Origin of the sequence: Pseudomonas sp. NPDC089758 (assembly GCF_044748705.1) — a bacterium.
Classification (GTDB): domain Bacteria; phylum Pseudomonadota; class Gammaproteobacteria; order Pseudomonadales; family Pseudomonadaceae; genus Aquipseudomonas; species Aquipseudomonas putida_X.
The window spans coordinates 40,439-54,200 of the sequence record NZ_JBIVGN010000011.1 but is presented as its reverse complement, the minus strand read 5'-3'; the positions used below and the strand labels follow the sequence as shown (position 1 = coordinate 54,200).

Below are 13,762 nucleotides of genomic sequence, written 5' to 3'. Positions count from 1 at the left end.
GGAGCAATTTGCCCTGCTCTTGCTTGCAGCTTGCAGCGTAAAGCTTGCCGCTGCTATCAGTGGCGGAAGTGGCGCATACCGGTGAATACCATGGCGATGCCGGCTTCGTCAGCGGCAGCGATCACCTCGGCATCGCGCATCGAACCACCGGGCTGGATCACGGCGCTGATACCCACTTTAGCGGCATTGTCGATGCCATCACGGAACGGGAAGAACGCGTCCGACGCCATGACCGCACCTTGCACTTGCAGGCCGGCATGCTCTGCCTTGATGGCAGCGATGCGCGCGGAGTTGACGCGGCTCATCTGGCCAGCGCCGACGCCGATGGTCTGGCGCTGCTTGGCGTAGACGATGGCGTTGGACTTGACGAACTTGGCCACCTTCCAGGCGAAGACCAGATCGTGGATTTCCTGCTCGGTCGGTGCACGCTTGGTGACGATCTTCAGGTCTTCGGCGGTGATCATGCCGTTGTCGCGGCTCTGCACCAGCAGGCCACCGTTGACGCGCTTGAAGTCCCAACCGGCGGCACGCTCGGCTGGCCACTCGCCGCACTCCAGCAGACGTACGTTCTGCTTGGCAGCCACCACGTCGCGGGCCGCCTGGGAGATTTTCGGGGCGATGATCACTTCGACGAACTGGCGCTCGACGATGGCCTTGGCGGTTTCGCCGTCCAGTTCACGGTTGAAGGCGATGATGCCGCCGAAGGCCGACTCGCTGTCGGTGGCGTAGGCCAGGTCGTAGGCCTTGCGGATACCGCCCTCGTCCTCAGGCACCACGGCGACGCCGCAGGGGTTGGCGTGCTTGACGATGACGCAGGCCGGCTTGACGAAGCTCTTCACGCACTCCAGCGCGGCGTCGGTGTCGGCCACGTTGTTGAACGACAGCGCCTTGCCCTGCAGCTGGATGGCGGTGGAAACGCTGGCTTCGCCTTTGTTGGCTTCAACGTAGAACGCCGCGCTCTGGTGCGGGTTCTCGCCGTAGCGCATTTCCTGAGCCTTGACGAACTGGCTGTTGAAGGTGCGCGGGAACTCGCTGCGCGCTTCGGTGGACAGCGTGTCCTTGGCCTGGTCGATGGTGCCCATGTAGTTGGCGATCATGCCGTCGTACGCCGCCGTGTGCTCGAAGGCCTTGAGCATCAGGTCGAAACGCTGGGCGTAGGTCAGGCCGCCGGCCTTGAGGCCTTCGAGGACGCTGGCGTAGTCGCCGGCGTTGACCACGATGGCGACGTCCTTGTGGTTCTTGGCAGCCGAACGGACCATGGTCGGGCCGCCGATGTCGATGTTCTCGATGGCGGTCGGCAGGTCGCAGCCAGGCTTGGCAATGGTGGCTTCGAACGGGTACAGGTTGACGGCGACCAGGTCAATCGGCTTGATGCCGTGCTCGTTCATGATTGCGTCGTCGACACCGCGACGGCCGAGGATGCCGCCGTGGATCTTCGGGTGCAGGGTCTTGACCCGGCCGTCCATCATTTCGGCGAAGCCCGTGTAGTCGGCCACTTCCACCGCGTTCACGCCGTTGTCCTTGAGCAGCTTGTAGGTGCCGCCGGTGGACAGGATCTCGACACCGAGCTGCTGCAGCTCACGAGCGAATTCGAGGATACCGGTCTTGTCGGAGACGCTGATCAGGGCGCGGCGGACTGGCAGGCGGGTAGTCTGGTCGGTCATTTCGGATTCCAATAACGCGGTGGAGTCAGCAAAAAAGGCGCCTCTGTTCAGGGAGCCGCCTTTTCTGATTGGGATTCTGGCTTACAACAAGTCGTACTGCTTGAGTTTCTTGCGCAGGGTGCCTCGGTTGAGCCCGAGCATCTCGCTGGCCTTGGTCTGGTTGCCCTTGACGTAATTCATCACGCTTTCGAGCAGGGGCGCCTCTACTTCGGAGAGCACCAGGTTGTACACGTCAGTGACGGTAGCGCCTTCCAGGTGTGCGAAGTAGTTGTGCAGCGCCTTCTCGACGCTGTCACGAAGGGTCTGGCCCTCTTCGCTCGGCGTGTTGAGGTGCTGTTTGAGGTTGGCGTTGTCGCTCACGGGCGTTGTTCCACTCACTAATGTCTCGGTCATCATCGTCATGCGGCCACCCCTTGTCCGTCCTCTGTCTCAAGGCTCTGTCGACGTTCGCTGAAAAAAGCTCGAACGTTGGCGCACTGCGCTTGTGTGTCTTCCAAAGCGTTGAACCGGGAGCGAAACTCCTTGCCGCCGGGTCGTGTTGCCAGGTACCAGCCGACGTGCTTACGGGCGATACGTACGCCCATCACATCGCCATAGAAGGCGTGCAGCGCGGCAAGGTGCTCCAGCAGAATACGTTCCACTTCGTCCAGCTGCGGGGCCGGCAAATGCTGGCCCGTCCCCAGGTAATGCTCGATCTCGCGAAAGATCCAGGGCCGCCCTTGGGCGGCCCTGCCAATCAGCAGACCGTCGACGCCGGTGGCGTCCAGCACCGCCCGGGCCTTTTCTGGCGAAGTGATATCGCCGTTGGCAAAAACCGGAATGGACACCGCCTGCTTGATGGCAGCGATGGTGTCGTATTCGGCTTCGCCGGTGTACAGGTCGGCGCGTGTGCGGCCATGCACCGCCAGCGCCTGGATGCCAGCCTGCTCGGCGATTCTCGCCACGTTCAGGCCGTTCTTGTTCGCCCGGTCCCAACCGGTGCGGATCTTCAGGGTCACCGGGACGTCCACCGCGCCGACCACGGCGTGGAGAATCTCGCTGACCAGCGCTTCATCTCTCAATAAAGCAGAGCCTGCAGCTTTGTTGCAGACTTTTTTTGCCGGGCAACCCATGTTGATATCGATGATCTGGGCGCCAGCTTCGACGTTGGCCCTGGCAGCCGCTGCCATCATCTGCGCATCGCCACCGGCGATCTGTACCGAGCGCGGCTCGGGATCGCCTTCGTGAATGCGGCGCAGGCTGGACTTGCGGCTGTTCCACAGGCTCATGTCGCTGCTGACCATCTCCGACACCACCATGCCCGCGCCCAGGCGCTTGCAAAGTGTACGGAAAGGCTGGTCCGTGACCCCGGCCATGGGCGCGAGGATCAGGTTGTTACGTAGTGTATATGGGCCGATGCGTACCGCCGACATAGGTGTTCCCTGTTGTGGGGCCGAATCATTGGAGTCGAAAAAGGGTTGGCATAATACCCGCTCTCGGTGACCGGATAAAGATGGATTTGGATAAATTCTGAACAGTTGCAGGCTTATGACCAGGCGCTACAAGCTGCAAGCTGCAAGCGGCAAGAGGGAGCAGACCGGTTGTCGGCTCGCTTCTCTTGCCGCTTGCAGCTCGGCGTCTATTCGGGGGAGCGGAAGCTCAAGCTGTAATTCACCGCTCTAGGGCCAGGGTCGAGGATATCCAGGGCAATGTGGATGGGCGTCTGGCTGGGCATTTCGCCACGGCCGGCCAGTTCACCCGAGAGATACTCGCTCGGCTTGAAGCGCCGGCTGGCGATCAATTGGCCATTGAGGTCGGCAAAACGCAGCTCCAGCAGGGGGAACGGCTGGGCGAAGGGGGCGCGGTTGTAGATGATCGCGTCGACGATCAGCGCGCCCTTGAAGTCCGGGTGGCTGCGTACTACCAGGTTGCTGCTCTTGATCCGGCCAATATCGACGCGGGTAGGCACCTCACAGCCAAGCATCGGGCACAGCTGCTGGAAGAGCGGGCGATACTGGTCCTGGCGGGCCATTTCATCGAAATGGAACCACACGTACTGGAAGGCCAGCAGGCCGGCGGCCAGCAGTGTGAGCACGGTCCAGAGCACGCGCTTGCCCCAGTGGGGGTGCGGCTTTTCCCAGCCCAGTTGCAAAGGGTCGTCGACCACGTCGATGAGCGGCTCCTTGCGTGATGCACGCGAGGCCTTGGCGGTGAAGCCAGGTTCAAGGCGCTCGCCGGTCAGCCCCGGGGCAGGGGTGTCATCGTGCGCCGAAAGATGCAGATCCGTATCGCCATCATCACGGGCACTCAGGCCCTTTTCGTGAACGGGTTCGTCATCTGGCGGCAGCCGCTCGGGGAAGTCGTTGGGGTTGTCGCGCTCGGCGGGCCGATGCACGGCAGGTTCATCATCGAAGTCCAGGTCCAGGTTGCCGTCCAGCGTGGGCTCGGTGCGATCGCCCGGGGCAGGCTCCAGGTCCAGCGGCTCTGGCTTGAGCAGCACCGGGGTGGGCGCTTCGGGCTCCAGCGGCTCATGGTGATCGTCGGTCGCATTACCGAACAGCTCGTCGCCATGGGGCTCGGCGGCGGGCTCGTTACGCCGCGCCTGTAGTGCATCGACAGGGGCGGCGGGGCGCGGCTCGTCTGCCTTGCCACGGCGTTCGAGGCGGGCCAGTTCCTGGTCCAGGTCAAGTTCGTCGAGGGCTTGAGCTGTGGCTGCCCAGTCTTGCGGCTCGGCGGCTGGGCGCTCGCTGACCGGTGGCTCGGGCGCAGTGACTGGCCCAACCGCCGGGATTGGCGGCACTGCCGGGGCGGCGCTGGCGCGGTTCTGCTCCAGCAGTTGCTTCGCCGCGTTGAACACCTGCAGGCAATGGCCGCAGCGCACGACCCCACGCGCCACGCTCAATTGGTGGTGGGTGACGCGAAAGCTGGTCTGGCAATGCGGGCACTGGGTGACGAAACTGTCGGTCATGCGGCGATCCGGGAGCTGTGCAGAAAAGTATTTTAGGCCCGCTTAGCGGCGGCGACCACTGATGCGTACCCAGCCGTCGCGTACGACGATCGGGTCCAGCTCGAAGTCGGCAGCGTAGGCTGCGGCCACTTCCTCACCCTGTTCGGCGAGGATGCCAGACAATGCGAGCAGGCCGCCTGGGCGTACCAGGCCGGACAGCTGCGGCGCCAGCGAGACCAAAGGGCCTGCGAGGATATTGGCGACCAGCACGTCGGCCTGCATGGCCGGCATATGCTCGGGCAGGTACAGCGCCAGCTTCTCGTCGGCGACGCCGTTGCGCTGGGCGTTGTCACGCGAAGCTTCGATGGCCTGCACGTCGATGTCGGTACCGACCGCTTCGCGTGCGCCCAACAACAGTGCGGCAATCGCCAGAATGCCCGAACCGCAGCCGAAGTCCAGGACCTGGGTGCCTTCGAGCTGCTGGCCGTCGAGCCATTCCAGGCACAGGGCGGTGGTTGGGTGGGTGCCGGTGCCGAAGGCCAGGCCTGGGTCAAGCAGCAGGTTCACGGCGTCCTTTTCCGGCGCCTCGTGCCAGCTTGGCACGATCCACAAGCGGCGGCCGAAGCGCATTGGCTGGAAGTTGTCCATCCAGCTGCGTTCCCAATCCTGATCCTCGATCACTTCGGCCTGGTGTTCCGGCAGCTGCGTGCCGGTCAGCAGGCGCAGGTGAGCGAACACCTGTTCAGGGTCGGCGTCGGCCTCGAACAGTGCCAGCAGGTGGGTATGCGACCACAGCGGCGTGGTGTTGAGGTCGGGTTCGAAGATCGGCTGGTCTTCGGCGTCCATGAACGTGACCGACACGGCGCCGACTTCGAGCAGGGCGTCTTCGTAGGTTTCGGCTTGTTCCGGGCTGATGGCCAGGCGTACTTGCAGCCAAGGCATGGCGGGCACCTTTGGTAAATCGAGAGGGGCAGCCCGAGGCTGCGCGAAGGCTGGCAGTTTACGCGAGTGCGGGGTGTTTGTGGATGGCTTGAGGCGCTGCCTGCAGCCCAATGGCCGGCAAGCCGGCTTCCTTAGGCCCTTCAGTGTTTTTCAGTGTGGTGATCTGACCGAAGGCGCTGCTTTGCCCGCGATCGGGCCAGTAAATGGGGTGCTGCATGACCGTTGGCGTGAAAAAGCCCCACAAAAAACCCCGGCACAAGGCCGGGGTTCGGGGTTGCATCACGCTAACGCGATCACTCCTGGTTGGCCAGTTTGTGCTCGAGGTAGTGGATATTCACGCCGCCTTTGCAGAAGCCTTCATCACGCACCAGGTCGCGGTGCAGCGGGATGTTGGTCTTGATGCCGTCGACGACGATTTCGTCCAGGGCGTTGCGCATGCGGGCCATGGCTTCATCGCGGTCTTTGCCGTAGGTGATCAGCTTGCCGATCAGCGAGTCGTAGTTCGGCGGAACCGAATAACCGCTGTACAGGTGCGAATCGACGCGAACGCCGTTGCCACCCGGGGCGTGGAAGTGCTTGACCTTGCCTGGGCTCGGAATGAACTTCTTCGGGTCTTCTGCGTTGATCCGGCACTCCAGCGAGTGACCGCGGATCACCACGTCTTCCTGACGGATCGACAGCTTGTTGCCAGCGGCGATGCTGAGCATCTCCTTGACGATGTCGATACCGGTGACCATCTCCGAGACCGGGTGCTCAACCTGCACACGGGTGTTCATTTCAATGAAGTAGAAACGGCCGTTTTCGTACAGGAACTCGAAGGTGCCGGCACCACGGTAGCCGATCTCGATGCAGGCATCGACGCAACGCTTGAAGACTTCCTGGCGGGCCTTCTCGTCGATGCCCGGAGCAGGTGCTTCTTCCAGTACTTTCTGGTGACGACGCTGCAGCGAGCAGTCGCGGTCGCCCAGGTGGATGGCGTTGCCCTGGCCGTCGGACAGCACCTGAACTTCCACGTGACGTGGGTTGGTCAGGAACTTCTCCAGGTAGACCATCGGGTTGCCGAAGGCGGCACCGGCTTCGGTACGGGTGAGCTTGGCCGAGGCGATCAGGTCCTCTTCCTTGTGCACCACGCGCATGCCGCGACCACCACCACCACCGGCGGCCTTGATGATCACCGGGTAGCCGACGTCACGGGCGATCGCCAGGGCGACCTCTTCGTCTTCCGGCAGCGGGCCATCGGAACCTGGTACGGTCGGTACGCCGGTCTTGATCATCGCGTCCTTGGCCGACACCTTGTCGCCCATCAGGCGAATGGTGTCGGCGCGCGGGCCGATGAAGGCAAAACCGGACTTCTCCACCTGCTCGGCGAAGTCGGCGTTCTCTGCGAGGAAGCCGTAACCCGGGTGGATGGCGGTAGCGCCTGTCACTTCGGCAGCGGCGATGATCGCCGGGATGTGCAGGTACGAATCTTTGGACGAAGCAGGACCAATGCAGACCGACTCGTCTGCCAGGCCCAGGTGCATCAGTTCACGGTCGGCCGTGGAGTGCACGGCGACGGTCTTGATGCCCAGTTCTTTGCAGGCACGCAGGATCCGCAGGGCAATTTCCCCGCGGTTGGCGATCAGGACTTTTTCCAGCTTCCCAGACATCGTTGGCTCTCCGCGAATCAAACGATGGTGAACAGCGGCTGGTCGAACTCAACCGGCTGACCGTCTTCCACCAGGATGGCGTCGATAACGCCGCCGATATCGGCTTCGATGTGGTTCATCATCTTCATCGCTTCGACGATGCACAGCGTGTCGCCTTTCTTCACGCTCTGACCCACTTCAGCGAAGTTCGGCGAGGTCGGCGAAGGTTTGCGGTAGAAGGTGCCGACCATTGGCGAGCGGATCACGGTGCCTTTGAGCGCCGGGGCAGTGGCGGCAGCTTCGGCAGCCGGCGCAGCAGCAGCGACCGGAGCAGCGGCAGGTGCGGCAGCCATTGGCGCAGGTGCGTAGAACTGCTGAGCGGCTGGGGTCTTGCTATGACGGCTGATACGGACCGACTCTTCGCCTTCCTTGATCTCCAGTTCGTCGATGCCAGACTCTTCCAGCAGCTCGATCAGTTTCTTGACTTTACGGATATCCATTAATCATCAACTCCCAAAGGTTCGGTCAGGGGGCATAAGTTAAAAACGTATCTGAAACGTTTTTCTCGAACCCCGGCCCACTCAGGCCAGGGCTTCTATCATCAGGGCTGTGCGTTGGCAGCCAGTTGTTCCAGTGCGGCCTCCAGGGCCAGGCGATACCCGCTGGCGCCCAGACCGCAGATCACCCCTACGGCTACATCGGAGAAGTAGGAGTGGTGACGGAACGGTTCGCGTTTGTGCACGTTTGACAGGTGCACTTCGATGAATGGGATGCTCACCGAAAGCAATGCGTCACGTAATGCGACGCTTGTGTGGGTGAAAGCAGCCGGATTGATCAGGATGAAGTCCACACCCTCGTTGCGTGCGGCGTGAATCCGGTCGATCAGCTCGTACTCGGCATTGCTCTGCAGGTATTGCAGGTGATGGCCCGCGGCGCGCGCGCGCTGCTCCAGGTCCTGGTTGATCTGGGCCAGGGTCACGGCGCCGTAGTGGCTCGGTTCGCGAAGCCCGAGCATGTTCAGGTTGGGGCCGTGAAGCACCAGTAGCGTTGCCATCTGCAGATTCCTTGGATTTGTAGGGCAATTCGACACAGCGCGGCGAGTTTGCCGTAAAGCGACCGCAAGTGTCCAGTTCCCGGCAATAGCCAGCACGATGTCCGAGGTTCGCGCGAAGTATGTGACCAAAAAATTAAATCTGGTCACTCCTTCGCAGAATTATGCCGGCACGCGGGAAGTTATAGACCGAGTTTGCCGCGCACGCGCGCCAGAATACCCGCGAATTCGGCGGCGTTTATCTCGCCAATGACCCGATCGGTGGTCATTTCGCTGCCGTTCGCGGCAAAGAACAACAGTGCAGGCGGGCCGAACAGCTGATAGCGGTCGAGCAGGGTACGTTGCTCGGCGTTGCTTTCGGTGATGTCGAAACGCAGCAACTTGAAGGCGCTCAGTTGGGGTTGGACCTGCGCTGCGTTGAGGACTTCATGCTCGATGACCTTGCAACTGATGCACCAGTCGGCGTACCAGTCGAGCAACACGGGCTGCCCCGCCGCTTTCGCCTCGGCCAGTGCCGCGTCGAGTGCAGCAGGCGTGGTGACGGTTTGCCAGGCATCCACCGAGGCTGCCGGGCCACTGCCGGCACTTGCCGGCGCGGGTGCTGGCAATGGGCGCAGCGGGTCGCCCTGGCCATGCAGGGCGCCGTACCAGCAGGCCAGGCCGTACACCAGCAGGGCCAGGCCCAGCAGTTGCGCCAGACGTTGGCGTGGCGCCTTGACCACGAACTCCAGCGCCCCGAGGAAAACGGCCACGCCCACGCTCAGGAACCCGACCAGCAACAAGGTCGCCGGCCCCGGCAGTACGCGGCTGAGCAGGCCGATGGCCAGGCCCAGCAGCAGTACACCAATAGCGTTTTTCACGGTGTTCAGCCAAGGCCCGCTCTTTGGCAGCCAGGCCGCGCCCCCCGTGGCCACCACCAGCAACGGCGCGCCCATGCCCAGGCCCAGGGCGAACAGTTTGAGAGCGCCACCCAGGGCGTCACCGCTGGCACTGATATACAGCAAGGCGCCGGCCAGAGGTGCCGAGACGCACGGCGAAACCAGCAGGCTGGACAGCACCCCCAGCACCGCTGCGCCCAGCAGCGAGCCGCCCTTGGTGCGGTGGGCGAGGGTATCGAGGCGATTGCTCAAGGCCTGTGGCAGTTTGAGTTCGAACAGGCCGAACATGGCCAGGGCGAACAGCACGAAGAACAGCGCGAAAGGCACCAGCACCCACGCCGATTGCAGCCGCGCCTGCAGGTTCAGGCTTGCACCGAACAGGCCCATCAATGCGCCCAGCATGGCGAAACTGGCGGCCATGGCCAGCACATAGGCCAGCGACAGGGCCAGGCCGCGCAGGCCACCGACCTGGCCACGCAAGACCACGCCAGAGAGGATCGGCAGCATCGGCAACACGCAGGGAGTGAAGGTCAGGCCAACCCCGGCGAGGAAGAACAGCAGCAGTGATTTCCAGCTCCAGCCTTGTTCGCTGGCCGTCGCGGGGGCGTCGGCGGTGCTACCCCCTACGCCGTCGATGCTCAGGCGTGCCGTCTCTGGCGGGTAGCACAGGCCCTTGTCGGCACAGCCCTGGTAGCCGACCAGCAGGGTGAAGGCGCGAGCGTCGGTGCGCGGCAGTTCGATGTCCAGTACGCCGTGGTAGACCTCAACGTCGCCGAAGAACTCATCGTGTTTGGCCTCGCCCTTGGGAATGTTCGGCGAGCCCAGGGCGATGTCTGCCGGCTCGGTGCGGAACTGGAAGCGATGGCGGTAGAGGTAATAGCCGTCGGTGGCGACGAAGCGCAGCTTGAGGGTGTGCGCATCAGCCTGGACCAGGCTGAGCTTGAAGGCTTCGTGTACTGGCAGAAAGTCTGCGCTGTTGCTCAGCGAGGCGGCGCCGAGGGTGGCGCTGGGGCGGTTGTCGAGCAGGCCCGTGGCGAAGGCAGGGCTGGCCAGCAGCAGGAAAAGCAGGAAAAACAGGCGGCGCATGGCGTCCTCGCGGGGTGGAACGTGCCGGGCATGATAACGGAGTTGGCCTTCGTTGGGGGGCGGGGCAGGCAAACGATCACAGCCTGAAGGCCCGCACCGCCCGGTTCAGTTCGCCACCAAGGGTCAGCAATTGCTCGCCCTGCTCACGCCCTTCACCGATGCGCTGCAGGTTGTCTTCACCCAGTTCATGAATCCGCTCGCTGTGCCCCCGGATCTCGCTCACCGCATCACTCTGCTGGGCCGTGACGTCAGCAATGCGCACTGCGGTATTGGCTATGGTGCGGATCGCGTTGACGATTTCGTCCAGCGCGCCATCGGCAGCCTGTGCCTGGTCAGCTGTAGCTTGGGCGTGTTCCAGTTGCGCGCGCATGCCCGTCACCGATTCCCTTGCCGCCTGCTGCAGCCGGTCGATCAAGGCCTGGATCTCGCCAGTGGCGCCAGTGGTGCGTTGCGCCAGCGAGCGTACCTCGTCTGCGACCACGGCAAAGCCGCGGCCCATCTCGCCCGCGCGGGCGGCTTCGATGGCGGCGTTCAACGCCAGCAGGTTGGTCTGCTCGGCGATCGACCTGATCACCGTGAGCACACCGCCGATGGTGGCCGACTCCTCGGCCAGCTGTTCGATCATGCGTGCATTGCCCTGTACTTCATCGACCAGCGTACGCAGCCCGCCAAGGCTCTGGCCGATAACCGTCTGGCCTTGCTCCACGGCGCGGCCGGCAGCGCGGCTGGCATCGGCCGCAGAGCTGGCATCACCGGCCACTTGCAAAATGGTTGCCTCCAGTTCGCCCAGTGCATCGCGGATCTGCCCGGTGTCACCCGCCTGGCGCTCTGCGCCGTCATGCAGGGCAGCGCTCATGCCGGCCAGTGCGTGACTGCTGCCGGCCACCTGCTCGGCGTTGTGGCGGATGGTGCCGACCAGCTCTACCAGGTACTGGCGCAGGCGGTTGAGCGATTCCTGGATGTCGTGCAACTCGCGGTTGGTCTTGCCCAGGACGATGGGGGCGGCGAAGTCGCCTTCGGCCCATCGTGACAGCGCCGGGGCCAAGCCAGTCAGGGTACGCGTCAGCCGCCGCTGCAGGGTGTCGATGAGCAGGGCGATCAGCAGGATCAGGCCGATCATCAGGCCCTGGATCAGGCGCACTTCGCTGGCGATACGTGCATGCTGGCCGCGCACTTCAGGCTCAAGGCTGGCAATGGCCTTTTGCACGGCGTCGAGCCGTTCGTTGGTGCTGGCGGCCAGCACGGTACGCCGTTCGATCTGGTCGCGGGTCCGTTGCAGTTCGCCGGGGTAGCGGTTGAGCAGGCTTTGCAGTTCGCGCTTGAGGCCCACGGCAACGTCTTCCTGCTCCCCTGCGGTCTGCGTTTCCAGGCCCATCATGGCAGCGAAATCATCGGCGTTGGATTCGGCGGCGCGGGTCACGCCCAGCAACGGCAGGTTGTCGATGACCTGAGCCTGGGCGCGGATCAATTGCAGCTCGCGTTCCACCTCGTCGGCCAGCTCGGCGCGGCCGCTGCTGACCAGTTTGTCACGGGCCAGCGACAGGCGGCCCAGGTGTACGCTGGCGTCGAACAGCGGCAGCAGATAACGGCTAGCCTCGCTGCTGGCGCTGTCGCGGGCATAGTTGGCCAGCTGTTCGAGATTGGCGCCCAGTTCACGTTCGGCCTGCAACAGCAGGGCTTGAGGGTCGCCGGCCAGTTTGCCGGCCGCGAGCAGCTCGTTGGCTGTGAATGCTTGCAGGCTATCAAGGCTTGGGCGCAATTGGCCGGCCAGCGCTTCAGGCCAGTCGGCCAGTGCCTGCGCAAGCTGTTGGTTGGCCTCCAGCGCCGCGGCATGGCGCAGGGCGTCGCCGCTGCCCAGATAGGCCTGGATGTTGCGCGCGGCCTGATTCTGGAACTGCTGCGACAGGCCCAGATAGCGTTCCATCAATTGATAGGGGCGCTCCAGGGCACGCTGCGACCACCACAGGGTTGCACCCAGCGCGATACACACGGTCACCAGTAACAGGGTATTGAAATTGGTCAGCCACTTCAGGCGCATAGCCGCTAACTTCCTGCGGGGGTGGGGAGGTAGGTGCCTGAAGTTATTGCTATTTTGTGACGCGGTGATGACGATGGTGGCTCAAGGCTATCTTGTTGGCGCGGGTCGGCCGCTCAGGGCTCGACCCGTACCACACAGTTGCGCCCGGCATGCTTGGCCCGATACAGCGCCTCATCTGCGGTGCTGGCCATGCTCAATGCATCGAGCTCATCGTCCAGTTGCACGATCCCGGCACTGAAGGTGCACTGCAGGTCGCAGGGCTGCGCGGGGTAGAGGATTTCGGCGAAGCGTCGGCGGATCTCGTCCAGCACCTTGTGGGCGGCATCCAATGCGGTGTTGGGCATGACGATGGCGAATTCTTCGCCGCCATAGCGGCCGATGAAGTCGGTCTTGCGCAGCCGTTGCTTGAGAAAAAGCGCCAGGCTCTTGATCACCCGGTCGCCCATGGGGTGGCCATGGCGGTCGTTGATCTTCTTGAAGTGGTCGATGTCGAGCATGGCAAAGCTCAGCGGCTGGCCCTCGCGACGGGCGCGAAAGCTGCAGTCCTCCAGCAGTTGCAGGATGTGCGTGTGGTTGTACAGGCCGGTAAGGCTGTCGCGGACCATGCGCGACTTGAGGTGGCGCGCACGTGCAGCGCGGTTGCGCACGGTGGTGATCAGGTGGCGTGAGCGGATTGGCTTGGTCAAAAAGTCGTCGCCGCCCTCGCTCATGGCATCGAGCTGTTTGTCCAGGTCGTCCTCGGCGGACAGGTAGATGATCGGTACGCTGACGTAGCGGTCGTTGTGGCGGATCACCTTGGCCAGTTCCGGGCCGGAGCAGGCGGGCATGTAGAGGTCGAGAATGATCAGGTCGGGCTGAAAATCAGCCAGCTCGGCCATGGCGCGGATCGGGTCGGTCAGGCTGCGGGTGATCATCCCGGCGCTGCCCAGCACGCGTTCGGTGTGCAGCGCCTGGGTGCGTGAGTCGTCGATGATCAGCACGCGCAGTGGTTCAAGCGGCGCGGTGCTGGTCATGATCTCGAGCTTCTCAAGCAGGCTGGAGGCCTCCAGTGTGCCGGTGAGAAACGCTTGGCCACCTGCGCGCACCGCGGCCAGACGCGTTGGCGTGTCCGCTTCGTTCAGGCTGAAGAACAACAGCGGGATCGGCTGCTCCAGCCCCGACTGCACCTGCGCCGCCAGTTGCATGCCGCAACCCGGCCCGCCGAAGTCGACATCCATCACGATGGCAGATGGCCCCAGCTCTGCCACAGAGGCCAGCAACGCGTCGACGCTGAACAGCGGTTGCACGCTCAGGCCGAAGAACTCCAGCTGCTGGGCCAGACGCTCGGCACGTTCGTGGTCGCGCAGCAGCAGATACACCGGCCTGCGGGCAGGTGGCAGGGTCAACTGGTCAAGTTGGTCGCCCTTGCGCAAACCTGTGCGCGACAGGCGTTGCAGCAGTTGATCGAGCTCCTGCTTGAGGCGCTCTTGGCTCGGCTCCGCGGCTTGGGTCATGTCCTGACTACTTATAGTGGGATGTGCAGGTGCGATGATGGCTCTATGCTAGCAGT

The 13,762-nt window shown here is 63.6% G+C and carries 11 protein-coding genes; all 11 read right to left on the bottom strand.

Translation table 11 applies throughout. The features are described 5' to 3' along the window. Nucleotides 1-56: 56 nt before the first annotated feature. Nucleotides 57-1,664 (bottom strand): bifunctional phosphoribosylaminoimidazolecarboxamide formyltransferase/IMP cyclohydrolase, encoded by a 1,608-nt coding sequence (gene purH, locus ACIPZH_RS16125; RefSeq protein ID WP_241806188.1) that lies wholly within the window; start codon nt 1,662-1,664, stop codon nt 57-59. A gap of 81 nt (nt 1,665-1,745) precedes the next feature. Then, entirely contained in the window at nt 1,746-2,066 is a 321-nt protein-coding gene (gene fis, locus ACIPZH_RS16120; protein WP_008093076.1) for a DNA-binding transcriptional regulator Fis, read from the bottom strand. Further along, a complete protein-coding gene (gene dusB, locus ACIPZH_RS16115; protein WP_241806187.1) occupies nt 2,063-3,076 on the bottom strand; it encodes a tRNA dihydrouridine synthase DusB in 1,014 nt (337 codons plus the stop codon). The genes fis and dusB overlap by 4 nt, the downstream gene beginning before the upstream one ends. A 206-nt stretch (nt 3,077-3,282) precedes the next feature. Further along, nucleotides 3,283-4,611, bottom strand: a complete 1,329-nt coding sequence (locus ACIPZH_RS16110; RefSeq protein WP_400636863.1) for a DUF3426 domain-containing protein — start codon at nt 4,609-4,611, stop codon at nt 3,283-3,285. A gap of 42 nt (nt 4,612-4,653) precedes the next feature. After that, nucleotides 4,654-5,532, bottom strand: a complete 879-nt coding sequence (prmA, locus tag ACIPZH_RS16105; protein ID WP_267819006.1) for a 50S ribosomal protein L11 methyltransferase — start codon at nt 5,530-5,532, stop codon at nt 4,654-4,656. Nucleotides 5,533-5,825: 293 nt separating this feature from the next. Beyond that, nucleotides 5,826-7,181 (bottom strand): acetyl-CoA carboxylase biotin carboxylase subunit, encoded by a 1,356-nt coding sequence (accC, locus tag ACIPZH_RS16100; protein ID WP_241806184.1) that lies wholly within the window; start codon nt 7,179-7,181, stop codon nt 5,826-5,828. 17 nt (nt 7,182-7,198) lie between these two features. Then, nucleotides 7,199-7,660, bottom strand: coding sequence for an acetyl-CoA carboxylase biotin carboxyl carrier protein (accB, locus tag ACIPZH_RS16095; protein ID WP_241806183.1), 462 nt, complete (start codon nt 7,658-7,660; stop codon nt 7,199-7,201). Between the two features lie 101 nt (nt 7,661-7,761). Continuing rightward, the gene (aroQ, locus tag ACIPZH_RS16090) at nt 7,762-8,214 is read right to left on the bottom strand and encodes a type II 3-dehydroquinate dehydratase (protein WP_241806182.1); all 453 of its coding nucleotides are present in this window, start codon (nt 8,212-8,214) and stop codon (nt 7,762-7,764) included. 179 nt (nt 8,215-8,393) lie between these two features. After that, nucleotides 8,394-10,175, bottom strand: coding sequence for a protein-disulfide reductase DsbD (locus tag ACIPZH_RS16085; RefSeq protein WP_400636861.1), 1,782 nt, complete (start codon nt 10,173-10,175; stop codon nt 8,394-8,396). Nucleotides 10,176-10,251: 76 nt separating this feature from the next. Further along, on the bottom strand, nt 10,252-12,099 hold the full coding sequence (locus tag ACIPZH_RS16080; protein ID WP_400636945.1) for a methyl-accepting chemotaxis protein: 1,848 nt from the start codon (nt 12,097-12,099) through the stop codon (nt 10,252-10,254). 227 nt (nt 12,100-12,326) lie between these two features. Beyond that, nucleotides 12,327-13,706, bottom strand: coding sequence for a diguanylate cyclase (locus ACIPZH_RS16075; protein ID WP_400629829.1), 1,380 nt, complete (start codon nt 13,704-13,706; stop codon nt 12,327-12,329). Between the last annotated feature and the right edge of the window lie 56 nt (nt 13,707-13,762).

Coding starts and splice junctions, on each gene's coding strand:
- accB (WP_241806183.1), bottom strand. CDS start 7,660: ATGGATATCCGTAAAGTCAAGAAACTGATCGAGCTGCTGGAAGAGTCT.
- ACIPZH_RS16085 (WP_400636861.1), bottom strand. CDS start 10,175: ATGCGCCGCCTGTTTTTCCTGCTTTTCCTGCTGCTGGCCAGCCCTGCC.
- ACIPZH_RS16110 (WP_400636863.1), bottom strand. CDS start 4,611: ATGACCGACAGTTTCGTCACCCAGTGCCCGCATTGCCAGACCAGCTTT.
- prmA (WP_267819006.1), bottom strand. CDS start 5,532: ATGCCTTGGCTGCAAGTACGCCTGGCCATCAGCCCGGAACAAGCCGAA.
- aroQ (WP_241806182.1), bottom strand. CDS start 8,214: ATGGCAACGCTACTGGTGCTTCACGGCCCCAACCTGAACATGCTCGGG.
- ACIPZH_RS16080 (WP_400636945.1), bottom strand. CDS start 12,099: ATGGAACGCTATCTGGGCCTGTCGCAGCAGTTCCAGAATCAGGCCGCG.
- ACIPZH_RS16075 (WP_400629829.1), bottom strand. CDS start 13,706: ATGACCCAAGCCGCGGAGCCGAGCCAAGAGCGCCTCAAGCAGGAGCTC.
- accC (WP_241806184.1), bottom strand. CDS start 7,181: ATGTCTGGGAAGCTGGAAAAAGTCCTGATCGCCAACCGCGGGGAAATT.
- purH (WP_241806188.1), bottom strand. CDS start 1,664: ATGACCGACCAGACTACCCGCCTGCCAGTCCGCCGCGCCCTGATCAGC.
- fis (WP_008093076.1), bottom strand. CDS start 2,066: ATGACGATGATGACCGAGACATTAGTGAGTGGAACAACGCCCGTGAGC.
- dusB (WP_241806187.1), bottom strand. CDS start 3,076: ATGTCGGCGGTACGCATCGGCCCATATACACTACGTAACAACCTGATC.